The organism is Cohnella sp. SGD-V74 (assembly GCF_003001675.1).
In the GTDB taxonomy this organism is placed as follows: domain Bacteria; phylum Bacillota; class Bacilli; order Paenibacillales; family Paenibacillaceae; genus Cohnella.
Genome location: NZ_PVYW01000023.1, coordinates 70,296 through 93,978 on the forward strand (window position 1 = coordinate 70,296; position 23,683 = coordinate 93,978).

The following is a 23,683-nucleotide window of genomic DNA, read 5'->3' on the forward strand; positions in this document are numbered from 1 at the left end:
TATTTTAATATTTACGAGAATCCTCCCATTCCGGAAAATAGGTAGCAACGAGTTTGTTTCTATCAGGCTCACGCCGCCTTGGCATCGACCGACATGGGAGGATTTTTCTATTGAATCGACATCGAGTTCATCTTCGCGCTGCCCTGCTGACCGTTATTTTTGCCATATTGCTTATTCCGATGCCTCCAGGGAACGCTGGGAGCGAGATCCAGGTTACATACAACGGCGCCAAAATTGCGTTTCAAGCCGCCCCTTTCGCCAAGAACGGCGCTACATACGTTCAAGCGCGGTCGCTGCTGAACGCCGTCGGATTGCAAGTTCAATGGCTGGACAAGACCAAGTTCAAGCTGTTCCGGGCGGGTACAGTCATCGATATGGAGGTCGGAAAAACCTCTGCCGCTCTCAACGGGAGCAAGCTGTCTCTCTCTCACGCGCCGATTCTCTCTAATTCGACGTTGTTTCTGCCGGTGCGTCCCGTTTCTGCTCTATTAGGTTTACAAGTAGTCTGGTCCGCTTCCGTAAATACGGTCGCCTTGACCGCTTCGGGAACGAAACCGGCGGCTCCCCCGTACCGAATCATCGCTTACTATCCGTACTGGGCCTCCTATCAGAAGCTTGGCCTGTCCCGCTTCGCCGAGTCCGGAATCACCCATCTCAACTACGCGTTCGCCAACATTCGGGGAGGCGAAGTCGTAGCGGGCGACGCTGCGGCGGATCGCGTTAACTTCGCCGAGTTAAAGCAGATCAAGAAAGAGAACCCGGCATTAGAAGCTTTGATCAGCGTAGGCGGTTGGAGCTGGTCCGGACAATTCTCCGACATTGCCCTGACCGCCGCTTCGAGAACCAGGTTCGCGGAAAGCGCGGTGCGATTCATTCGGGAACATGGATTCGACGGCGTCGACCTCGATTGGGAATACCCGGTGTCCGGAGGGCTGTCCTCGAATCGGACGAGACCGGAAGATAAGAAGAACTTTACTCTGCTGCTGCAAGAACTAAGAAACAAGCTGGACGAGGCGCGCCAAAAAGACGGCAAACCGTACTTGCTGACGATTGCCGCCGGAGCTTCATCAAGCTATGTCGCCAACACGGAAATGGACAAGGTCGCGGCCATCGTCGATTGGATCAACTTGATGACATATGATTATCACGGAAGCTGGGAGAAGACCGCCAATCATCACGCTCCCTTGTACTCGGATCCGAAGCGGCCCGCAACTTCCGGAGCGAGCGCGAACGATACGGTCAATTTCTTCCTCAAAGCAGGCGTTCCCGCGAACAAGCTTGTACTGGGCATTCCTTTCTACGGACGGGGATGGACCGGATGCGCGGCAACCGGCAGCGGACTCTCGCAAGCTTGCAAAGGCTTGTCCGACGGAGCAGTGGCGGCGGGCGTTCACGAGTTCGGGAATTTGGAGAAACAAGGCTGGATCGGAGGCAACGGTTTTGTCCGCTATTGGGACGACGTCGCCAAAGCTCCATGGCTGTACCAGAAAGCGACAGGGACCTTCGTCACTTACGAAGATCCCGAATCGCTCGCTTACAAAGCCGGTTACATTAAAACCAAGGGGCTCGGAGGCGCCGTCGCTTGGGAGATCAGCCAGGACTTCAACGGCACGCTGCTGAAGAAGCTGACCCAGGCTCTGAAGTAACGATCAGGCAGACCGCTAATCACTCGCCAACCGCCCAAGCCGGATATTGGGGCTGACCCACAAGTAATAGCGTACAAGATTGTCGATGAAAAGAAGGTGGGCATCTATCTCCCGGAGACTGCCTCATACGGGCCTGAAATCACCTCTTAACGGGTTTACCGTTCCCATTTCAGGATCACGCTTTTGGGGCCCCCGCAAAGTAATCGGAATAAGCTTCGAAGCTTAACGTCACTTTGTGGGGTATCTTGCATCGGAGGGAGATAGATGCCCATGATCACCCATCCATCGATAATCGTTCGGTACGACTTGGTTTACTTATGGGACAGCCCCGTCTCACCGGTTGAGCAAGCTGCCGACGTATCGAAGCAGCTCGTTGGCGCAGACCGGGCAATAGTGGTGCTCGTCGATGAGCCGCTTCGTCACCTCGTTGATGCGCTTGAGCTGGCTCTCGTCGGGCGTCTTCGTCGAAGTCGTAATTTTCACGATGTCCTTCAGATCGGTGAACAGCTTCTTCTCGATCGCCTCGCGAAGCCGGTCGTGCATGCTGTAGTCGAACTTCTTGCCCTTGCGGGAGTACGCCGACAGGCGGATAAGAATTTCTTCGCGAAACGCTTTCTTCGCGTTCTCCGACACGCCGATCTGCTCCTCGATCGAACGCATCAGCCGTTCGTCCGGGTCCATCTCTTCTCCGGTCAGCGGATCTTTGATCTTCGACCAGTTGCAATAGGCTTCGATGTTGTCGAGATAGTTCTCGAACAACGTGCGGGCCGACTCCTCGAACGAATAGACGAACGCCTTCTGAATTTCCTTCTTCGCCAGATTGTCGTACTCCTTGCGCGCGACGGAGATGTAGTTCAGATACTTCTCCCGCTCCTCCCTCGTAATCGAAGGATGCTGGTCGAGCCCTTCCTTAAGCGCGCGCAATACGTCCAGGGCGTTAATGCACGGCAGGTCGTGCTTGATCAGCGCGCTCGAGATCCGGTTGATGACGTAGCGCGGATCGATGCCGGACATGCCTTCCTCGCTGAACTCGTTCTGCATCTCCTTCAAGTCGGCTTCCTTGTAGCCTTCCACCTCTTCGCCGTCGTACATCCGCATCTTTTTGATCAGATCCATCCCCTGCTTCTTCGATTCCTTGAGACGGGTCAGAATCGAGAAGATCGCGGCGGCGCGCAGCGCATGCGGCGCGATATGGATGTGGCTCATGTCGGACTGGCCGATCAGCTTCGTGTAAATCTTCTCTTCCTCGGACACCTTCAGATTGTACGGAATCGGCATGACGATCATCCGCGACTGCAGCGCTTCGTTCTTCTTGTTGGCGATGAACGCCTTGTACTCCGATTCGTTCGTGTGGGCGATAATCATCTCGTCCGCGCTGATGAGCGCGAACCTGCCCGCCTTGAAGTTGCCCTCCTGCGTCAGCGAGAGCAGGTTCCACAGAAACTTCTCGTCGCACTTGAGCATTTCCTGGAACTCCATCAAGCCCCGATTCGCCTTGTTCAGCTCTCCGTCGAAACGGTAAGCCCGCGGATCGGATTCCGAGCCGTATTCCGTAATCGTCGAGAAGTCGATGCTCCCGGTCAAGTCCGCGATGTCCTGAGACTTCGGATCGGACGGGCTGAACGTGCCGATGCCGACGCGGTTTTTCTCCGAGATCAGCACGCGCTCGATCGGCACCTGCTCGATGTCGTTGCCGAACTCCGTCTTCAGCCTCATCTGGCAGGACGGACACAGGTCGCCTTCAATCCTTACGCCTAGCTCCTTCTCGATCTCCGGGCGAAGCTCGTCAGGAATCAGGTGCAGAGGATCTTCCTGCATCGGGCAGCCCTTGATTGCGTAGACGGCTCCCCTCGACGTTCTGGAATACTGTTCGAGCCCTTTCTTAAGCAGCGTTACGATCGTCGATTTGCCCCCGCTGACGGGTCCCATGAGCAGCAAAATCCTTTTGCGCACGTCAAGTCTTCTGGCAGCGGAGTGGAAATACTCCTCCACCAGCTTTTCCATCGTCTGATCCAAGCCAAAAATCTCGGAGTTAAAAAACTTGTATTTTTTGCTTCCGCCCGACTCTTCCACCCCATGGGACACGATCATATCGTAAACCCGGGCGTGAGCGGTCATCGCCGGAGAATTGTCGCGGCGAAGAATGTCGATGTAATCCCGAAAAGTCCCCGACCAGCTTAGCTTCTCACTCTCGGCCCGATACTCTGAGATCCGACTGAAGATGTCCATGCCGCTTCCTCCTCGCAGCTTTCTCTACTCTGAACTTGACGTAATATATTCTTATGCGGGGAGAAGGACGAATTTGACCTGACATTCGCTGTCATGGCTAAAACCCTATGTCCCGTGTGCTATAATGGCGATAAATCGAGAACACGAAGCTCTGATCAGGAGGAGATTACGCCTTGGCCGTCAAATTGGAAACCGAATTGTACCCGCCGGTCAAAAGCTTCTTCGCCTCCCGAGGGTACGAAGTCAAAGCGGAAATTCGCGGCTGCGATCTGGTCGCCTACCGCCCCGAAGAAGAAGGCGATCCCGTCCCCACGATCGTCGAAATGAAAAAAACGTTCACGCTGCCGCTGCTCCTGCAAGGAATAGACCGTCAGAAGACCGGAGCGTCCGTCTGGCTCGCCGTGGAGAGGAACCGTGTGAAAAAAGGGGCGCACAACCAGAGGTTCAACGAGATCACTCATCTATGCAGAAGGCTGAACCTCGGATTTATGACCGTCACCTTCTATCGCACGAAATCGCCCGTCGTCGACGTCTGGTGCGAACCTGCGGAAATCCGCCGCGCCTCTCCCGTCCCCGTCTCCCTGACCCCCTCCGCGACGGCGGCGGAGACGGGAGAGCTCTATACCCTCCAGCCGAGAGGGAGAAGCAAGGCCAAAGCCAACAGGCTGCTCAAGGAATTCAACGCGCGGAGCGGAGACTACAACGTCGGAGGCAGCTCGAAGCGGAAGCTCGTTACCGCCTACAGGGAGAAGGCGATCCAGTGCGCGCTTGCGCTCGTCTGCCACGGTCCCTCCGCTCCCCGTCAAGTCCGGGATTGGACGAATTGCCCGAATGCCGGCACGTTTCTGCGCGACAACCACTACGGTTGGTTCAGAAAAATTGCCAAAGGCGTATACGAAGTGACGGACGCGGGGACGGCGGCTTTGGAGGAATACGGGGAAGTGACGCGCGTGTGGGCCCGGCAGTTTCCGTGGGCAAGCGCGTATGCGGCGGACCCGTCGGAAGAACGTTCGGAAGGAGCGGCATCCCAATGAATGAAGATCGCTATCCGATCGACCTCGGTCCTTCGTCCCTGTATGCCTCCTTGCCCGCGGAGATAACGGTAGAAGGCTCGCCCTATTGGCTTGTCCGCGACCCCGAAGGGGAATATCGTCTGCTGATGGCCGTCTGTCCCCATGCGGGGGGAGACGTACGTCCACATGAGGACATCTTCTATTGCCCGCTGCACTTCTGGACGTTCCATGGGAAAACCGGGGTTTGCCTGAGCGACCCCGGCTATCGATTGGCTTATCGTAAGGTCGCCGTGAACAACGAGCGCCTCTACGCATCAGCCGAGCTGCATTAATTGCGGGACCAGCGTCCCGTAAATTCTTCGATGCTCTCGGCCAGCCTCGCCACTCCCTGGCGGATCTGCCGCTCGTCGGCGAAGGCATGGGTAACTCTGACGGTGTTCGGCTTCGGATCTTTCGTAAAGAACGGAGCACCCGGTTGGAAAATAACGCCTTTCAGCCATGCGCCCCGCAGCAATGCCTCTCCGTCCAGTCCCGGAGGCAGCACGAGCCAGAGATGCAGCCCTCCCCTCGGTTCCGCCCAAGCCAACTCGTCGATGCCTTGACGGGACAACTGGTCCGTCATCATCCTCTTGCGTTCCCGGCATTGAATTCTCAGCATATCGAGCAGCGGCTCCAGCGGCTGCTCCTCGATCAACCCGGACAACGCCCGCTGTTCGATCGGGCCTAACGCGTGTTTCCTGGCATTCTCTCCTGCAGAGAACAAAGGGCGGTTGACTGGCGCCGCGGTTCCGGCGATCCAGCCGACGCGCGAGCCCGCGATCAGCCCCGGAGGCAGCTGACCGATGGAGAGCACGCCCGGTTCCAGCAGCCGCTGGGCGGAAGCCGGCTCTTCGGCCTCGTAGAGCAGCATCTCCTGCCTGTCGTCGACGACCAGCAGCACGCCGGCTTCCCGGCACCGATGGAAGACGGCGGCCTTATGCTCCACGCTCCACTTCGCCCCTTCCGGCTCCGTGCAGGACGGAGCGACGTACACCATCCTGGGCCGATAGCGGAATAGAGCTGTCGTCAGCGCTTCCGGGTCCATCCCTTTCCGGTCTCCGTCGACCGCTTCCACTCTCATCCCGGCTTTGCGGAACGCTTGCAGCGCCGTACGCGACGTAAGGCGTTCGGTCAAGACGGTGTCGCCGGGCTGCAGCGCCTCCCCGATAATCCAGCTTAGCGCTCCGTCCGCCCCTTTCGTGAACTTGATGCGGCTGCCGCTGCCCCCGGTCTTCCCGTGCAGCAAGCCTTTGGCGAATTGCTCCTTCAATTTCTCTTCCCTGACACTGCCGGATTCCCGCCGCCCCAGGCCGAACTCTTCCGCCGCCAACTCCCCTGCGGCGGCTTCCACGCGCTCTTCCCAATCCGACGAGGAAACGAGTCCTTCTTTCGGCCACCCGCCCATCCAGTTGATGATCGAACTCACGGCGACTCCCTCCCCTTGCGATGTTGGCCACGGTTTCATTTATATGCCCGGCGAGCGAAGATCATCAACCATTCCGGTTTGTTCACAACATTTTGCGTTTTCTTTTTGACAAGGGTTGGTTATAATAAGGGGTAGTTAATCGGAGGTGTAGGATATGTTCCTTTCGGCAGCTGGCGAAGCGGCGCAAGAAGTGATCTTATTCGGGATGTCCCACAAGTTTTGGATTGTCGTTCTTGTCATGGCGTTGTTCATCGGCGCAATTTTGACCTCTTCGTATAACGATGATAAAACCAAAGGTCTCTAAAATAGCCGCCAACAAAACCGGAACCCAAGGGTTCCGGTTTTGTTTATCCGCATAACGACAAAAACGACAAAAACCGTCCCCGATCGGGACGGTTTTGTCGTGCCGGTATCTTTACAGCCCGTGCATCTCTTTCACGCAAGTAGCGCACACGTAACGCTCCTTGAATTCTCCGACGGATTCCATCGAAGAGCAGAACACGCAACGGGGCCGATAACGTTCCAAAATGATATGATCGCCTTGAACCAATATTTCTACGGGATCCCCTTCATTCATCTGGTACCGTTTGCGCAACGATTTCGGAAGAACAATCCTTCCCAATTGATCCACTTTACGAACTACGCCTGCAGGTTTCAATGCAGTTCCTCCATTCATACGCTAGTCTAGCTGGTTATCTCGAAACCTTTTAGCCTAATTGACCACTTTATACGGTTCTATACGCGTTGCTTATTCCCTTCCCTTTAACCAATTTGCTTAGGATTATGCAATTTTCGACATTTCATATCGAATCGATGAGAATAATGTCGAAATAAGAGATCAGGACAACGGGAATTCATTTTGCCGCAGCGCCTCGAACACGACGATCGCGGCCGAGTTGGCCAAGTTCAGCGATCGCACCTTGTCCGTCATCGGGATGCGCATGCACGTATCGAGATGAGCGTCCAGCATGTCCTGCGGAAGCCCCTTCGTCTCCCGGCCGAATACGAAGAAATCCCCTTCACGAAACGCGAAGTCCGTATACCGCTTGGTCACGCGGGTACTCGCGAAGAAAAACCTCGCTCCCGCATGGGCCTCTTTCACTTCTTCGAACGAATCGTAATAGGTGATGTGAACGGAATGCCAATAATCGAGTCCGGCTCTCTTCAGCACTTTGTCGTCGGTGGAGAAGCCGAGCGGGCGCACCAGGTGAAGATGCGTACCGGTAGCGGCGCAAGTTCTGGCGATGTTGCCGGTATTGGCCGGAATTTCCGGGTTCACGAGCACGATGTGAAAAGGCATATCGTTGTGCCTCCTTGTTGCGAAAAAAATCGAAATAGCGGCTTGACGCCGCTATTTCCGTCGTTCGTTATCCGTTGTGTCTAACAATTAACCGTTGCGGCTCTGGAAATCGCGCATGAAGCCGACCAGCGCTTGCACGTTTTCCGGAGGAACGGCATTGTAGATCGACGCTCTCAAGCCGCCGACGCTGCGATGGCCTTTCAAGCCGACGAAGCCTTGCGCTTCGGATTCCTTCGCGAACTGCTTCTCCAGCTCTTCCGTCGCCAGACGGAAGGTCACGTTCATGATCGAACGGCTGCCGGCTTCCGCGAAGCCACGATAGAAGCCTCCGCTCGAATCGATCGTATCGTACAGAAGGTTCGCCTTCTCGCGATTGCGGGCTTCCATGCCGTTCGCCCCGCCGTTCGCCTTCACCCATTTCAGCACTTCGCCCGCCATATAGATTGCGAACGTAGGAGGCGTATTGTAGAGCGAATCGGCCTTCGCGTGCGTAGCGTAACGCAGCATCGTCGGCACGGCGCCTTCGGGCTTGGCGATCAGATCCTCGCGGATAATGACGATCGTCACGCCGGATGGGCCGAGGTTCTTCTGCGCGCCGGCATAGATCAAGCCGAATTTCGACACGTCGATCGGACGGCACAGAATGTCGCTCGACATATCCCCGATCAGCGGCACGCTGCCCGTATCCGGATAATCCGACCATTGCGTGCCCTCGATCGTCTCGTTGGAAGTCAGATGCACGTAAGCCGCGTTGCCCGGCACCTTCAATTCCTCCGCCGACGGGATACGCTTGTACGAATCAGCTTCCGACGAGGCCGCGATCGCGACTTCCCCGAACAGCTTCGCTTCCTCGATCGCCTTCGTCGCCCAGCTTCCCGTTGCCACGTAAGCTGCCGTCGTACCCGCGCGAAGCAGGTTCAGCGGAATCATGGCGAACTGCGTGCTGGCTCCGCCTTGAACGAACAATACTTTGTAGCCTTCCGGAATTGCCAACAGCTCGCGCAGCAGCGTTTCCGTCTCATAATGAACCTTCTCGTAGATCGCTCCCCGATGAGACATCTCCATCAAGGACATGCCGCTGTCCCCGTATTCGACAAATTGCTTCTGAGCGTTCTCCAGTACTTCGAGCGGCAATGCCGCCGGGCCGGCGTTAAAATTGTATGCGCGGTTGGCCATCTCGTCCCCACCTTGTCTGAAATCATAATAGGCTAATCATATCAGAGCTTTACTCCGCTCGGCAACCTTTATCCGTCGATATTCACCGAATGTTCGACTAAATTCCGAACGAAAGCGATATCAACTTCTATAAACCTTCGGTTTTCGACACATCAAAACGCAGCCTCCACCCCGAAGGATGAAGGCTGCGACGCTTGCCGTATCGATTATAGAATTAGCAATCGAAGTAAAGGCTATACTCGTGCGGGTGAATGCGGATGGATACCGCTTTGGCTTCCGCGCGTTTAACGCTGACGTAGTTCTCGATGAATTCCTTCGTGAATACGCCGCCTTCGGTCAAGAAATCATAGTCCGCTTCCAGAGCGTCAAGCGCTTCGTCCAGTGTTCCTGGAACGCTGCGGATTTCTTTCTTCTGCTCGTCGGACAGCTCGTAGATGTTCGTGTCGAAAGGACCATAGCCAAGAGCCGAAGGATCGATCTTGCGCTTGATGCCGTCCAGACCGGCCATCAGCATCGCTGCGAACGCCAGGTACGGGTTAGCCGTGGAGTCCGGAGTACGGAACTCGATGCGGCAGCCTTTAGGCGTAACTGCAGCTACCGGAATACGAACCGCTGCGGAACGGTTGCCTTTGGAATAAACCAGGTTAACCGGCGCTTCGTAACCAGGCACGAGACGTTTGAACGAGTTCGTGGACGGGTTCGTGATCGCAATCAGAGCCGGAGCGTGGTGCAGGATGCCGCCGATGTAGTACAGCGCCAGTTGGCTCAGGTTGGCGTATGCGCCTTTTTCGTAGAACAGAGGCTCGCCTTCGTTAAAGATGGAAGAGTGAACGTGCATTCCGCTTCCGTTGTCCCCGAACAGAGGCTTCGGCATGAACGTTGCGACTTTGCCGTATTGGCGCGCTACGTTGTGGACGATATATTTATACTTCATAAGGTTGTCAGCGGTTTTCGTCAGCGTGTCGAAACGGAAGTTGATTTCCGCTTGACCGGCCGTAGCCACTTCGTGGTGGTGACGTTCTACGCGCAGTCCGCTCTCTTGCAGCTGGCGAACCATTTCGCTGCGGATGTCTTGTTGGGAGTCGACCGGAGCAACCGGCACGTATCCGCCTTTGACTCCGACTTTGAAGCCGAGGTTGCCGCCTTCTTCTTTGCGGTTCGTGTTCCAAGCCGCTTCTTCGGAATCTACGAAGTAAGAGGAAGAGTTCATCGTGGATTCATAACGAACGTCGTCGAAAATGAAAAATTCGGATTCAGGCGCGAAGAACGCTGCCGTTCCCACACCGGATTTCTGCAAATATTCTTCGGCTTTGTGCGCGATGGAACGCGGATCGCGGTCGTAACGCACGCCGTCTGGAGTATAAATGTTACAAATGACGATCAACGTCGGATGAGCCGTGAAAGGATCGACGTAGACAGATTCCGTGTCCGGCATCATAACCATGTCGGATTCTTCGATTCCGCGGAAGCCGTTGATGGAGGAACCGTCGAAAGCGACTCCGTTAACGAAAGTTTCCGCCTCTACCTCAGTAGCCGGCAACGTGATGTGGTGGCCACGGCCTGCGAGGTCGACGAAACGGAAGTCTACGAATTCGATACTTTTTTCCTTGATGAGGTCCAATACTTGTTGAGCTGACATTTGAATTTCCTCCCCATTTCCGAACATTAAGTTCTTAAAACCGATCTAATGTTCAAGTTTTCACCGAACTTATGAAGTTATTATAAAACTCTCCTATAGGAGCGTCAATACTTATGTCAGGTATTTTTTGCGCTTGTGTTAGCAATTCTTACAACTTCAATAATTGTTCATAAATATTGGTCTATTATGAGGGTTAGACAAGGCTGATTCATGAATGCGCTTACGCGCTAAAACCCGTAAATACCTTACATCACCCCTATTCGGCACCCCGACTAACCGATTATTTTCCGGAAACATGTTTTCCCCGTCAGTTTCTCTCCCGCCGCCAATTGTTCTCGTTTTCCGAACGAACCGTACAATTCGCAATACCTGACAAGCCGTCCGCTCTCATTGTTGATTTCCGTCAAAAAAAGAGCCGAACGTCCCCGGAATTCCGGGCAACGATCGACTCTCTCTTTATAGAAGCGATTTATTTGATCCAGGTTGCGAACGCTTCGGCCGGCTCCTTCGCCGTATCGAACTTCTTGCCGAGAAGCGGAGCGAGCTGCTCCAGTTCCTTCAGCAGATTGGCGAATTGATCCGGGAACAGCGACTGAACGCCGTCTCCCGTCGCCGAATTGTCCGGGTCGGTGTGCATTTCGATAATCAGGCCGTTCGCTCCTGCCGCTACGGAAGCTTTCGTCATCGTCTCGACGAGCTCGCGGCGGCCTGTCGCATGGCTCGGGTCGGCGATAACCGGAAGGTGGGACAGCTGCTGGATGACCGGGATCGCCGCCAAATCGAACGTGTTGCGCGTGTACGTCTCGAACGTGCGGATGCCGCGCTCGCAGAGCATGACGTTCGGGTTGCCGCCGGCCAGAATGTACTCGGCCGCATTCAGCCACTCGTCGTAGGTTGCGCTGAATCCGCGCTTGAGCAGTACGGGATTCTGGATCGTTCCCAGCTTGCGCAGCAAGTCGAAGTTCTGCATGTTGCGCGTTCCGACCTGCATAATGTCGGCGTACTCGGCGCACACGTCCACGAACTCCGGCGCCATGACTTCGGTAATCGTCACGAGCCCGTACTTGTCTCCCGCTTCCTTCATCCACTTGAGCCCTTCGATGCCGATGCCCTGGAAGCTGTAAGGTCCCGTCCGCGGCTTGAACGCGCCTCCGCGAAGCACTTGGCCGCCCGCAGCCTTGACCAGTCTGGCGATTTCGTCGATCTGCTCCGGCGTCTCCACCGCGCAAGGCCCGCCCATCACGACGAGGTTGTCGCCGCCGATCTTCACGCCCTTAATCTCGATAATGGTGTCGTCCGGATGGAAATCCCGGCTTGCGAGCTTATACGACTTCGAAATTTTAATGACGTTCTCTACGCCCTTCATCGAACGAATATGTTCGGCAAGCGACGGCTCGGCTTTGCCGATAATGCCGATGACGGTCCGGTCGGTTCCACGGGACACGTGCGCTTGCACGCCGGATTGCTCAATGTAACGTACGATTTCGTTAATTCTTTCTTCTGCGATATGAGGGGAAGTAATGACGATCATGACGTTCACTCTCCTGAATATATTAACGCGTATACGCTGTGACGCTTATACGCTTTTAAGCACTAAAGTAAATATAGAGGATAAAAAGCCCTATGTCAACCCCCGAAGTGACATAGGGCTTTGATTCTCGGCACGAGTTCGTCGTCTTAGCTTGCGGCGAATACGGCTTGCGCGAACCGTCGGCCGGCGCTTGACCTCACGCTTCCAAGCGGGCGCGAATCAGCTTGCGCTTGTCTTTGCGCTTCGCTTTGTAGGCATTCAAGCTGTAACGAATCAGAAAGAAGCACAGCAGCCCGAGCAGAGCGCCGTCCACCATTCCTCCGACGATCAGCTTCAGATTCGTCAGCAGCAGATGGTTGATCCATTCCGGCACGATCGGAAGATGAATGCTGAGATGCTTCGGCAAGATCCAGCCGCCCACCTTGGAGTTCGGGTACATCATCGGAATGTAGATCACCTTGCCGATGACGAAGCCGATCAGCGCCGCCGGCAAGTTGCCTCTCAGCAGCAGGCAGAGCGGGAAGATGAGCACGAACGCGACTCCCAGCGTCGGCAGCGTGAACATTTCCACGGCAATGCCGATCGCAAAACCCATCGCTACGATAGAAGCGCCGCCTTTTGCCCTCAACAGCAGGATATACTTATATTTCAGCCAACGAACAAGCGAGTGTAGGCGACGCATAGGATGCTCCTTCCATGACGCAGACGGCCGCGAAGCCGCCCTTACTGACTCGTCTCTGCCGATTTGACCTTGACGTTCGGCAACAGCTTGTTCGGATTAACGGTCCGCTTGATCGGCCATGTCGACGGGTCCGAGGAGTCGAACTGCTCGATATAGGCGATTACTTCCTTCGTCAGAGCCGTCGGCGTGGACGCACCGGACGTGACCGCAACCCGTTCGAGCCCTTGCAGCCATTCCTGCTTGATCTCGGACACGTCCGCCACGCGATAGGCAGGAACGCCCGCGATCTCCTGGGAAACCTGGGCCAGACGGTTGGAGTTGTTGCTGCGCGGATCGCCGACGACGATGCACAGCTGCGCTTCCCCCGCTTGACCGGCTACGGCTTCCTGACGGACCTGCGTGGCAAGGCAAATCTCGTTGTGGATTTCCGCGGTCGGAAATCTCGCCAGAAGCAGCGACATCAGATGCCGGATATCCCACTGGGACATCGTCGTCTGATTCGTAATGATGATTCTCTCCGTATCCAGCTCCAGCTTCTCGATATCGTCTTCCCTCTCGATCAAGTGCACGTGACCGGGAGCGATGCCGATCGCGCCTTCGGGTTCGGGATGGTTTTTTTTGCCGATGTAGATGACCTCGAAGCCTTCGCCGACCTTCTCCCGAATCAGATCGTGCGTCTTCGTTACGTCCGGGCATGTCGCGTCGACGACCGTCAGGCCCTTCTCCTTCGCCCGCCGGCGGACTTCGGGAGACACTCCGTGAGCCGTGAAGATGACGGTGCCTTGGTCGATCTGCTCCAGAATATCGAGCCGATTGTGGCCGTCGAGCGTAATGATTCCTTCATCCTTGAAAGCTTCCGTTACATGACTATTATGGACAATCATTCCCAATATATAAATCGGCCTGGGCAAATCCAGATTTCTTGCCGTCTGAAGCGCCAGCACCATGGCATCGACCACGCCGTAACAGTAGCCTCTCGGCGATATTTTCACGACTTGCATTGTCTGCGCCCGCTTTCTCGCCCTTCATTGTTCAGCGACCTGTCAACAGGTCCTAAGTCGTGGGCGGTCCGACTCTACGTATCTATTATAGCCTATTCGGGATACAGGGGAAAGGAGCGGTCCCGGAACGAAAAAGAAGACGCCCGCGCCGGTCGTCTTCCTGGAAATTATGCGAGATGCCGTCAGGCTTCGTCTCCTTGCTGTACGGGCAGCCACACCGTAAACACCGTTCCTTCGCTCAGCCTCGTCCGCACCTCGATCCGGGCGTGGTGCATGTCGGCGATCCATTTGGCGATCGACAGTCCGAGCCCCGTGCCCGAAGTTTCGCCTCGCGAGACGTCCACGCGATAGAACCGTTCGAATATATGCGGCACCTCGTCCGCCGCGATGCCGATGCCGGTATCGGCCACGGACAGCCCGATCATATTGTCCCGACGCGCCGCGTACAGACGAACAACGCCGGAAGGCGTGTACTTGAAGCCGTTCTCGATCAGAATAAACAGAAGCTGCAGCAAATAATCGCGATTGCCCCGCACCCTGACGCCGTCGAGCGCCTCCAGCGGCCCGACCGCCCACTCCGCCTTCCGCGGCAGGAAAGCCGCTCTTCTCGCCGCTTCCTCCGCGAGGGGACGCAGCTCCACGTCGCTCATCTCCATCACGTAGCCGGCATCCGCCCTCGCGAGCGACAGCAGATGGTTGACCAGTCCGCTCATGCGCCTGGCTTCGTCGGCAATATCGCGAATGGACTCGAGCGACATGCCGCGTTTCTCGGTCTCCGACAGGGCCGATGCGGATGGCGCCGACAGGGTGTCAGTTCCCTCTGAACCCGGCTGTTCCGCCTCCTCGCTCGACCAGATCTTCTCGAGCAAGTCGACGTTGCCCCGGATCGTCGTCAGCGGCGTCCGCAGCTCGTGCGACGCGTCGGAGACGAAGCGCCTCTGGGCCGCATTGGAGTCCTCCAGGTTTTTGTACGCCCGCTCCACGCCCGACAGCATCGCGTTCAGCGTATCGGTCAGCCGGCCGATCTCGTCGTTCGGCTTCTCCCGCGGGATTCTCAGACTCAGCTCCGACCCGCTCTGGATGCGCTCCGCCGCTTCGGTGACGCGGTTAATCGGCATCAGCGCCTTGCGCGAGAGGAACATGCCGAGCAGGAAGGCGGCGATCAGGCCGGCTGCTCCGGCGAACCAGAGGATCGAGCGCAGCTGGTGCAGCAACTGCTCTTCCCGCCCTGTCCAAGCTCCGACTTGAAGCAGCCCGACTACGGTATCGCTGTAGAGGATAGGCTTTTCCAGCACGATAAAAGGAACTCCCTCGATCTCGCGATTCACGAAAGCGTACTTGTCGGAGCTTACCTCATTCTGTCTAGGAAACGAAAATGTCAGTTCCGGCCTATTCGCCGAAGGACGCATATTTGGAGTTTTGTCGTCGACAACCCCAGTGATCGTTGGCGTGTAGTTGACGATTTGAATAAAGAATGAGTTGTAGTCGATCGCGCTTCTCAGTACTCCGCTTAGATTAACCCCTTGCCCCATTCTGCCTTGACTCGTCATTCTGACCTGGGTCTCTTCGCTAATACGCTTCAGTTGATCCTTCAACGATGACATCGTATTGTTTTGCACGATTCCGTAAATAATGACGCCGAAAGCGACCAAAGTTACCGCCAGCAGCCCCGAATACCACAAAGTCAACCGCAGCCGGATGGACATGCTCAGCTGTCTCCCTTCAGGACGTACCCGGCTCCTCTGACGGTTTGAATCAGCCTTTTCTCCCCGTTCTCTTCGAGCTTCTGCCTGAGCATCGCGACGTACACTTCAAGCACGTTGGATTCCCCGCTGTAATCGTAGCCCCATATTCTCTCCATGATCAGATCGCGCGACAGCACGCGCTTCGGATTTTGCAGGAACAGATGCAGCAGGTCGAACTCCTTGGCCGTCAGCTCGATGCGGCGCTCTCCGCGCATAATCTCGCGGCCGTCCACGTCCATGACCAAGTCCTCGTAGCGGAACTGGCCGCCCTCCTCGGTTCTGTCCGACCGCCTGCGAAGCAGCGCCCTGACGCGGGCCATCAGCTCCTCAAGCGCGAACGGCTTGACCAGATAATCGTCGGCGCCCAGATCCAGCCCGCGCACTCTATCCGATACTTCATCCTTGGCGGTCAGCAGCAGTATCGGGGAGACGATGCCCGCCTCACGCAGTCTTCTGCACACTTCCCAGCCGTCCATCTTCGGCATCATCACATCGAGAATGACCAGATCGGCCGGCTTCTGTCCAATCAGCTTCAGCCCCTCGGAACCGTCCGAAGCCGTCATTACCTCATAGCCCTCGAACGCCAGACTGCGACGCAGCAGCGCCGTTATTTTCTCGTCGTCGTCAATTACTGCAATACGGGGTCTCATAGGGAACGTCCTCCTCTACCGACGAGAGCGGGAACCCGAATCGGTCTCCCGCTCTATCCAACTTATAGCTTACTTTACTGCTGAACGTTGAATTCGTTCTTGTCGCCGATCTCGACGATGATTTCCACTTCCTTGCCTCCGCGAAGCACGTCGAGCGTCGCCTTGGCGCCAACTTCTTTTTTCTGGATGGCCGCGATCAATTCGTCTTTGTTCTTGTACGCCGTGCCGTCCATGCCGGTAATGACGTCGTACTGCCGCAGATCGCCTCTGTAGGCCGGGGAGTTGAAAATAACCTCGCGCACGAACGAGCCTTTCGTCTCTTTGTCGATGCCCAACTGCTGGGCGATCTCTTCGTTCACGTCCATCAGAGTCGCGCCGATGAAAGGTACGGGCTTCTGCGGAATTTTCGTGTTCGTCTTCAGGTTCTCCAGCACTTCGGTAATCGTGCTCGTCGGAATCGCGAACCCGATGCCTTGAGCCTGCGTGCTGACCGCCGTATTGATGCCGATGACTTCACCGCTCAGGTTCAGCAGCGGCCCTCCCGAGTTGCCAGGGTTAATCGAAGCGTCCGTCTGCAGCAGGTGCTGGTATTTACGCGTGCTGCCGCTGCTGTCTTGGATCGTGATCTCGCGTTCGTTGGAGCTGAGCACGCCGACCGTGATCGTATGCTCGAAGCCGACGGGGTTGCCGATCGCGACGACCCAGTCCCCCATGTTCATGCTGCTCGAGTCGCCGAGCTTCAGCGTCGGGAAATCGTTGCCTTCGATTTTCAGCACGGCCAGATCCAGCTCAGGACTCGTGCCGAGCAGCTTGGCGGTGTACGGCTCGTTGTGGCCTTCGACCGTAACTTTAATTTGATCCGCGCCTTCGATGACGTGCTGGTTCGTCAAAATATAGCCGGTCGAGTCGAACAGGAAACCCGAGCCCATGCCGCTCTCCTGCAAGTCGCCCTCGCCTTCGCCGCCTCGGTTGCTTCTATAATTGTCGCCGAAGAACTGGCGGAAAAACTCATCCTCCCAAGTCGAGCCTTGGCGGGCCTTCGCGTAGGTTTCAACTTTGACGACCGCCGGAGAAGCTTGCTCGAATATTTTGGCGATGTTGTTCGGCCGGACGACGTCCTCGGTGTTGTTCACCGGGTTGTTAACCGGCTTCGCCGTCGTGTTCTGCGCCTGCGGCGTTCCGCCGAACAGCTCGCCCGTAAACCAATTTTGCCGATCCGCCGTATACATCAAGGCGCCGACGACGATGACGCCCGCCAGGAACGAGGCGAAGATCGCGCGGAACGATGTCCTGCGCGGAGGCTTGGCGTTCCAGTCGCTCCTGGCCGCTCCCCCGGATACGGTGAACGGCCGATATTCTTTCGTCGCGGACGGCGCGACTTCCACGACGCCGGGCGCCTCTTCCCTCGGAGTCTCGTCCGCGTACGGACGGCCTGCGCCGCCGAACGGGCCGAACGTGTACGGCTCCGCGTCTCTGCGCGTCTCCCCGTAAGGATCGTCGCGCTTCTCTCCTTCGTATGTGAATCCCTGCGGTTGTTCCGGTTTTTTGTTTTCGTCTTCCATAGGAATTACCTCCCTCGCGCAGCCTTGGCGGCTGTCGCCGTTCTGATCTTGTATCCGTATCATAAACTCCATTCCTTAAAACTATCTTAAACGGAAATGAAGACGAAGTAAAAGTCGCAGCAAAAACTCAAGCAAAAACGCCTTCGGCGTCCCCTGGACGATGAATGCGTTTTGTCGGTTGAAAAAGGTGCATGCGTCTCCTTCGCGAGAAGATCGCATGCACCTCTTGCGGCCGCGACTTATTCGCAGCCTGTTGTCACCGGGGATAGAGCGCCTCGATTTCATCGAGCTTGCGCCGGGCCTTCTCGATCCACGAGCTCTCGATCGCGTCGTCCGGGTCTACCGGATCGGAAAATTGATTGAGCAGGCCGCCGAACGTGCTCGCCCGCGCGCTGCCGTCCAAACCTTCGTTGTACACGTGCTTAAGCACGTAGGGCTGACCGAACCGGATTTCCGTATCCATCGGTTCGGCTTCGCCGTCGAGCGTTCCCGCCGTCACGTCGAACGGCAGTCTGAGCCACACTTTGTTCGCGTCGTCCAGCGCGCAATCGAACGAGCCGTGATCGTAATCCCAATTGCCGCCCAGGGCAAAGCCCCGCTCCGTCAGCAGCGTGCGGGAAACGCCGTAGTCGTGGACTTGCGAAGTCAAGGAAGAATCCAGTACGTGCATGCCGAGGTACCGCCTTTTTTTCTTACTAGACTTCCCCCATGCCGCCCGTTTATCCCCTCATCAATCAAGCTTCCTTGACCCAGCCTTTGCGATGCGCGAATATCGCCAGCTGCGTGCGGTCTTCCAGCTCACACTTCATGAGCAAGTTGCTGACGTGCGTCTTCACCGTCTTGATGCTGATGTGCAGCTCGTCGCCGATCTCCTTGTTGCTCCGGCCTTCGGCGATGAGCAGCAGCACTTCGCGCTCGCGCTCGGTCAATCCTTCGACCTCCGTGCTCGCGGAACGCTTGCGCAGCCCTCTCGTCAGCGCCTGGGAGACGTCTCCGCTCATGACCGGCATATTTTTGACCGCGCCCTGCATCGCGTAGATCAGTTCGTCGGCGGACACCGTCTTCAGCACGTAGCTGACCGCGCCGGCCTCGATCGCTTCGACGACTTTCTCGTCCTCCAGGAAGCTCGTCAGAATGATGATCTTGAGTCCCGAATAACGCGCCAGCAGCTCCCGCGTCGTCTCGACGCCGTTCATCTCCGGCATCATCAGATCCATCAGGACGATCTGCGGCATCTGCCCGTCGAAGCCGCCCCGCTCCAGCTTGTCGATCGCTTCGCGGCCGCCGCCGGCTTCGCCGATCACCTCGAACCTCGAATCCAGCATCAAATAAGTGCGAAGCCCCATCCGCACCATCTCGTGATCGTCGACGATCAGCACTTTCCACGTCGTCCCCGTTCCAGTTCCCGTCACTTCGCATTCGCTCCTTGTTCCATGTCTTCTACGATTTCCTCCGGCTCGTCCGGCTCCGGCGCGAATTTCGGAACCCACACCCGGACTCTCGTACCCGAGCCCGGCTTCGTCACGATTTCCGCATCTCCGCCCAGCTTCTGCGCGCGTTCGCGCATCGTCGACAAGCCGTAGCCTCCCGGTCTGACTTGCCCGCCCTTGAATCCGAGCCCGTTGTCCTCGATAGACAGAGAAATTTGCGTGCCGGTGTCTCCAAGCAGCAAGCGGACGCTCTGGGCCTCCGCATGCTTGACGACATTCGCCATCGCTTCCTGAATGATGAGGAACAATTGATGCTCCTTCGCTTCCGATATCCGGTCTCCGATCTGGATGTCCAGCGTGCCCTGCAGCCCGTTCTGCCGACAATAGTCGGGGAACCAGCGGTTCAAGGCCTCCTCCAGCGTCTTGCCCTGAAGCTCCATCGGCCGCAGCTGCGCGATCAAGCCTCTCATCTGCTTCTGCGCCGTCGAGGACATCGCGATCAACTGTCCCATTACCTGCTGCGCGTGTTTCATATCCCTTTCGATCAGCATCGGCAAAGAGGAAGCGGACATATGCAGCGCGAACAATTGCTGGCTGACCGTGTCGTGGAGATCCCTCGCCAGACGTTTCCTCTCCTCTAGCACAGCGTCTTCCGTCGTTATCATTTCTTCGAGCGCTTCCTTCTCCCCGAGGCGCTGCAGCAGCTTGATGCGCGACTCCAATTGTCCCATCATCGCGTTGACCTCGCGGTACACTCCGGAGAAGGCGTCCCCCTCCTCTTCCGGAAGCCGATAGTTCCAATTGCCCGCGGAAGCGTGCTTCATCGCCAGCTGCAACTGGTCGATCTTGCGCTGCATGCGCTGGCCGACCTGGTACGTGAGCGCCATCTGCAGCACGGCCAACGTTCCCGTCCAGGTCAGCCACGTCTCCAGATGCGGCACGGAGTCCGTGAACACAATTACGCCATAGTACAGAACGAACATGAGAACGATCGTCGCCAGTCCGGCATAGATCGAGGAAGCCCATTTGCTCGTGCGAACTTTTCTGACCATCGGTTAACCTACCTTCGTCACGCGTACGTCGCCGATAAAGCTGCTCACGATGAGTACGACCCGCTTATCCGAATCCGGGAAAAACGGCGTTTCCACGGACATCTGGTTAAACAAACCTCCGCGCTTCTGCCCCAGCACTTTGACGTCGCCGATCAGACTGCTCGAGACGACCTGAATGCCTACTCCCAGATCGTTGGGCACGAATACTTTGACGTCGCCGATGAAAGAAGACACGTACACCCGGGTTTCGCCGACCGGAATTTGCGCCTTCGTCAGATCCAGCGTCGTATCTCCGATAAAATGCGAGATGTTCATCGGCCGCAGCTCCCAGTAATCGTTGCCGAGGTGAACGTCCCCGATGAAGCGGCTGTGGGAGTTTTTGCAGGCATGCTTCCAATCCTTCGAGTCCTTCGAATCCCACCATCCGTCCTGGGGCCCCGCTCCGTCTTTCCAATAAGGACCCGAGTTCGGCGGCGGCGGGGTCGTCGGCCCCCTGCGAGAGAAGTCGTAAGCGCGAGGCTGCTCCTCCGCTTTCGGCTCCTTGCCCAGGTTGATCGAAGAGCGTCTCTCGAATTCCTCCAGCTCGGGAGGCGCGGGAGGCGGTCCCGGAGGCACTGGCGGAATCGGCGGTTCATGCGGCGACCCAGGGTGCACGGGATTCCATCCTTCGTGCTTCTGGTGCGAATGCCGATGCTGATGCCGGCGCGACGGACGGTTACCTCTGAAGATCAAGCTTAATCCGAACAAAATAATCGCTACCGGCCCCAGAATCCGGGCGAAGTCGCCGAAGCTCCATTCCAGGAGCTCGAGGTTTCTCCCGAGAAAATAACAGCCGATGATGACCGTCAGCAAATTCCACCACACTTGCTGCAGCAGCATGCCCTGCAGACCGAACACGATCAGAAACACCGGCCAATAGGTGCGGAACAAATCCCCGATGTCCATCGAGATCAGCCCGACTTGATTCAGTAGAAACACGACGCCCACGATGACGATGAACGCTCCCCATAGGAGCCGGTGAACGATTGATGTATTCATATCCCTGTCCTCCAACTCGCTCGCATATGTTATCTCGTTGTATTCAGTATAGCGGAACACCTCGTCTGCACAATAGCGGCGCGGGGTGGAAGTTGGCCTCGGTCTGCAGACCGATATGCCGCCGGACGGAAGGCAAAGGCCGCCCCCGACCGTCTTATCGACGATCCGCGAAGCGGCCTCTCTTATTTCTATATAAAATGAAACGCCTAGGACACCGCGATGTCTATGCCGACTACCCCGAACGCCGATCCGTCCCCCCGGCGCAGCGGCATGGACACCGTCAGACACGGCTTCTTCGTGATCGCGGATATGTACACTTCCGACACGAACGTCTCTCCGTTCATCGCCCGCTTCCACCATTCGCGCCCTCTGGCGTTCAACAGGCCGGCGGCCGGTTCGGAGAATACGAACGACCCGTCGCTGCGGTTCGACCAGATCGCCTCCATGCCGTTGGAACGCTTCAGCCATCCGCCCAGCACGCTGCGGTGAACCTCCTCTGACAGATCCGCCAGCGCGGGATCGGAGACGATCGTGCGCAGCAAGTCGGTCCATCTGGCCGTATCCGACGCGGCCGCTCCTTCCCAGGCGCGTCCTCCGGCGTTCTGCACGGCGGACACGAGCTCTTCGGACGCTTCCTTCAGCTCCTCGGATACGCGAGCGAGGTTGGCGATCTCCGCGCGCTGCCTGTCGTTCTGCGCCAGCGTCTCGTCCACGCTGCTCAGCGTAATGCCGACCGATTCCACGACGTCCTCCAGCATCGCGCTCGTGGCCGTCGTCCGTTCGGCTTGCTCCACCGCGTATTCCAGCGTTTTCCCGACATGCTCGTCCACTCCGAGGAAGGAGTTGAAGATGACGTCCATGCGCTCGCGGGTTTTGCTCATTTCCTGCAGTCCGAGCGCCACCGACTTCTTCTCCCCTTCGACCGAGCTGACGACTTGCCGGATACCCGCTTCGATGCTTTGCACGATGCCTGTCGAATTTTTGATCGCTTGGGCGCTCTGCTCCGCCAGCTTGCGGATTTCCTGGGCGACGACGGAGAAGCCGCGTCCATGCTCGCCCGCATGAGCCGCTTCGATCGCGGCGTTCAGAGCGAGCAGCGACGTCTGGGACACGATCTCCTGAATCCATCCGTTGATCTCGCCGATTTTGGACGCCTGCTCGATCAGGGCATTGACCCGCTCCTCCATCGTGCCGTGATTGCGGGACAGATCGTTCATCACTTCGTCCGTATGCGTCAACGATCGGCATACTTCGACGACGACTTCCCGAGCATTTTTGCTTTGCGCGCTGAGCTCTTCGGTAACGCTGCGAATTTCTTGCGAAGAAGCGGACACCTCCTGCAGGGAAGAGAAAGCCTCCTCCAGGCGGCGCATCGCGGTTTGGGCGTGCTGCCGGAGCTTCTCCTCCTGCTTGGCCGCCCTGTCGGCGATTCCGTCAAGCTGGCCCATGCTGGAATCCACTTCGGATACCGCGGCCTGCAGCCGATCGGCAATGACGACCGCCTCTTCGATCATTTGCCGGAGAGCTTCCGGATTCGTCCCTGCGGACGCGCCCGCTTCGCGATCGGCAACAGCCGTTCCCGGCGCGCTCGAAATCCGCTTATCCGCTTCTGTTCCTTCGCCCTTCAACCAACGCCGCCAATCCCCCATCTCCACCACTCCAGACGTATTTGTCATTATTACGTTAGTTTTCCTAACATTATATAAGGTTTTTCGACAAAAAGAAAGGGACCTGTAAGGTCCCTTTCGCGTTAACGCGTATTCGTAAAGCTTCTCCGCCAATCGGTCCGCGCGAATCGACTCGCGTCGTTTAACGTTTGGAGTTGTTCTTCTGAGCGGCTTTGCCGTTGGCAGCCGCGTTATTCTCATTCAGCTCCGAAGCGAATTCTTCTTGATAGGCGTTCGAGTTGCCCAGCTTCTGCTTCTTGTTCTTTGCCACTGTCTTCCTCACCTCCACCCATAGCATGGACAGAGGGAGAAAGCATTATGTATTATGGCGGTTCTCGTCGTCGGCCTGCGTTCTTAACCTGGCTTTGCCCCTGTGAATACGGGCCTTGACCGTGCCGACCGGCAGGTCCAACGCAGCCGCGATCTCGGCATCCTTCAGCCCGTAATAAAACTTATAAAGCAACAGCGTTCTTGTCGTCGGATCTAACCGTCCGAGCAGATCGGACAGTTCCATCATCGATTCAGGTTCGAAGACGAACGTCGGGCTGGCGATCTCGTTCTCCAGATCTTCGTAGTTGGCTTCGCGGCGCCTTGCGCGGTTCGCGTTCGAGGCGAGATTGTAAGCGATTGCTTTCGCCCAAGGGATCAGCTTCTCCTTGTCCCTCAGCGTGGAGCTCTTCTCCAATATGCGCACCCAGGCCTCCTGCACGACGTCCACCGCATCGCTCTTATGCCACAGCTTGTGGCGAACGACCTTTAACATCTGGGAATACAGCTCGACCAACACTTCGTCTTCCGACTGAAACGCTTCAGGCAAATGAGAATCGCGGAGGAAGTTCATGTACCCGGCCACCCCT

23 protein-coding genes are annotated in these 23,683 nt (G+C 57.0%); 4 read left to right on the forward strand and 19 right to left on the reverse strand.

Annotation, left to right across the window (positions count from 1 at the left end):
* The first annotated feature begins 110 nt into the window (after positions 1-110).
* Complete coding sequence (locus tag B0G52_RS28530; protein ID WP_094049695.1) at positions 111-1,646, forward strand: glycosyl hydrolase family 18 protein; 1,536 nt, start codon at positions 111-113, stop codon at positions 1,644-1,646.
* Positions 1,647-1,979: 333 nt separating this feature from the next.
* Here B0G52_RS28530 and B0G52_RS28535 read toward each other — a convergent pair whose 3' ends face one another.
* The gene (locus B0G52_RS28535) at positions 1,980-3,875 is read right to left on the reverse strand and encodes a PrkA family serine protein kinase (protein ID WP_094049697.1); all 1,896 of its coding nucleotides are present in this window, start codon (positions 3,873-3,875) and stop codon (positions 1,980-1,982) included.
* 173 nt (positions 3,876-4,048) lie between these two features.
* Between B0G52_RS28535 and B0G52_RS28540 the strand changes: the two genes are divergently transcribed.
* On the forward strand, positions 4,049-4,909 hold the full coding sequence (locus B0G52_RS28540) for a DUF2161 domain-containing phosphodiesterase (protein ID WP_094049699.1): 861 nt from the start codon (positions 4,049-4,051) through the stop codon (positions 4,907-4,909).
* On the forward strand, positions 4,906-5,220 hold the full coding sequence (locus B0G52_RS28545) for a Rieske (2Fe-2S) protein (protein ID WP_094049701.1): 315 nt from the start codon (positions 4,906-4,908) through the stop codon (positions 5,218-5,220). The genes B0G52_RS28540 and B0G52_RS28545 overlap by 4 nt, the downstream gene beginning before the upstream one ends.
* On the opposite strand, the gene B0G52_RS28550 is transcribed toward B0G52_RS28545, so the two are convergent.
* Positions 5,217-6,353: an aminotransferase class I/II-fold pyridoxal phosphate-dependent enzyme gene (locus B0G52_RS28550; protein ID WP_158223915.1), complete on the reverse strand. Its 1,137-nt coding sequence runs from the start codon at positions 6,351-6,353 to the stop codon at positions 5,217-5,219. The genes B0G52_RS28545 and B0G52_RS28550 overlap by 4 nt on opposite strands.
* 154 nt (positions 6,354-6,507) lie before the next feature.
* Here B0G52_RS28550 and B0G52_RS35745 point away from each other — a divergent pair, with 154 nt between their 5' ends.
* Positions 6,508-6,657, forward strand: coding sequence for a hypothetical protein (locus B0G52_RS35745; protein ID WP_158223916.1), 150 nt, complete (start codon positions 6,508-6,510; stop codon positions 6,655-6,657).
* 111 nt (positions 6,658-6,768) lie between these two features.
* On the opposite strand, the gene B0G52_RS28555 is transcribed toward B0G52_RS35745, so the two are convergent.
* From B0G52_RS28555 to B0G52_RS28630, 17 genes are all read right to left on the reverse strand, one after another.
* Positions 6,769-7,011, reverse strand: coding sequence for an AbrB/MazE/SpoVT family DNA-binding domain-containing protein (locus B0G52_RS28555; protein ID WP_094049705.1), 243 nt, complete (start codon positions 7,009-7,011; stop codon positions 6,769-6,771).
* 180 nt (positions 7,012-7,191) lie between these two features.
* Positions 7,192-7,653 (reverse strand): tRNA (uridine(34)/cytosine(34)/5-carboxymethylaminomethyluridine(34)-2'-O)-methyltransferase TrmL, encoded by a 462-nt coding sequence (trmL, locus tag B0G52_RS28560; RefSeq protein ID WP_094049707.1) that lies wholly within the window; start codon positions 7,651-7,653, stop codon positions 7,192-7,194.
* A gap of 87 nt (positions 7,654-7,740) precedes the next feature.
* Positions 7,741-8,829 (reverse strand): 3-phosphoserine/phosphohydroxythreonine transaminase, encoded by a 1,089-nt coding sequence (gene serC / locus B0G52_RS28565; protein ID WP_094049709.1) that lies wholly within the window; start codon positions 8,827-8,829, stop codon positions 7,741-7,743.
* Positions 8,830-9,043: 214 nt separating this feature from the next.
* Complete coding sequence (gene glnA / locus B0G52_RS28570) at positions 9,044-10,468, reverse strand: type I glutamate--ammonia ligase (RefSeq protein ID WP_094049711.1); 1,425 nt, start codon at positions 10,466-10,468, stop codon at positions 9,044-9,046.
* Between the two features lie 469 nt (positions 10,469-10,937).
* Complete coding sequence (gene aroF / locus B0G52_RS28575; protein WP_094049713.1) at positions 10,938-11,999, reverse strand: 3-deoxy-7-phosphoheptulonate synthase; 1,062 nt, start codon at positions 11,997-11,999, stop codon at positions 10,938-10,940.
* A gap of 196 nt (positions 12,000-12,195) precedes the next feature.
* On the reverse strand, positions 12,196-12,681 hold the full coding sequence (locus B0G52_RS28580; protein WP_094049715.1) for a DUF2062 domain-containing protein: 486 nt from the start codon (positions 12,679-12,681) through the stop codon (positions 12,196-12,198).
* A 41-nt stretch (positions 12,682-12,722) separates the two neighbouring features.
* Positions 12,723-13,682: a 4-hydroxy-3-methylbut-2-enyl diphosphate reductase gene (locus B0G52_RS28585; RefSeq protein WP_094049717.1), complete on the reverse strand. Its 960-nt coding sequence runs from the start codon at positions 13,680-13,682 to the stop codon at positions 12,723-12,725.
* 182 nt (positions 13,683-13,864) lie between these two features.
* Positions 13,865-15,388: a sensor histidine kinase gene (locus tag B0G52_RS28590; protein WP_094049718.1), complete on the reverse strand. Its 1,524-nt coding sequence runs from the start codon at positions 15,386-15,388 to the stop codon at positions 13,865-13,867.
* A gap of 2 nt (positions 15,389-15,390) precedes the next feature.
* Positions 15,391-16,077: a response regulator transcription factor gene (locus tag B0G52_RS28595; RefSeq protein WP_094049720.1), complete on the reverse strand. Its 687-nt coding sequence runs from the start codon at positions 16,075-16,077 to the stop codon at positions 15,391-15,393.
* Positions 16,078-16,151: 74 nt separating this feature from the next.
* A complete protein-coding gene (locus B0G52_RS28600; RefSeq protein ID WP_094049722.1) occupies positions 16,152-17,639 on the reverse strand; it encodes a S1C family serine protease in 1,488 nt (495 codons plus the stop codon).
* A gap of 256 nt (positions 17,640-17,895) precedes the next feature.
* Positions 17,896-18,309, reverse strand: a complete 414-nt coding sequence (locus B0G52_RS28605; RefSeq protein ID WP_094049724.1) for a YugN family protein — start codon at positions 18,307-18,309, stop codon at positions 17,896-17,898.
* A gap of 64 nt (positions 18,310-18,373) precedes the next feature.
* Entirely contained in the window at positions 18,374-19,051 is a 678-nt protein-coding gene (locus tag B0G52_RS28610; protein ID WP_094049726.1) for a response regulator, read from the reverse strand.
* A complete protein-coding gene (locus tag B0G52_RS28615; RefSeq protein ID WP_094049728.1) occupies positions 19,048-20,121 on the reverse strand; it encodes a HAMP domain-containing sensor histidine kinase in 1,074 nt (357 codons plus the stop codon). The genes B0G52_RS28610 and B0G52_RS28615 overlap by 4 nt, the downstream gene beginning before the upstream one ends.
* A gap of 3 nt (positions 20,122-20,124) precedes the next feature.
* Positions 20,125-21,159: a cell wall-active antibiotics response protein LiaF gene (liaF, locus tag B0G52_RS28620; RefSeq protein WP_158223917.1), complete on the reverse strand. Its 1,035-nt coding sequence runs from the start codon at positions 21,157-21,159 to the stop codon at positions 20,125-20,127.
* Positions 21,160-21,365: 206 nt separating this feature from the next.
* The gene (locus B0G52_RS28625; protein WP_158223918.1) at positions 21,366-22,835 is read right to left on the reverse strand and encodes a methyl-accepting chemotaxis protein; all 1,470 of its coding nucleotides are present in this window, start codon (positions 22,833-22,835) and stop codon (positions 21,366-21,368) included.
* 133 nt (positions 22,836-22,968) lie between these two features.
* Positions 22,969-23,097: a hypothetical protein gene (locus tag B0G52_RS36510; RefSeq protein WP_255407517.1), complete on the reverse strand. Its 129-nt coding sequence runs from the start codon at positions 23,095-23,097 to the stop codon at positions 22,969-22,971.
* Positions 23,098-23,142: 45 nt separating this feature from the next.
* Complete coding sequence (locus B0G52_RS28630) at positions 23,143-23,667, reverse strand: RNA polymerase sigma factor (RefSeq protein ID WP_094049734.1); 525 nt, start codon at positions 23,665-23,667, stop codon at positions 23,143-23,145.
* Positions 23,668-23,683: the final 16 nt, after the last annotated feature.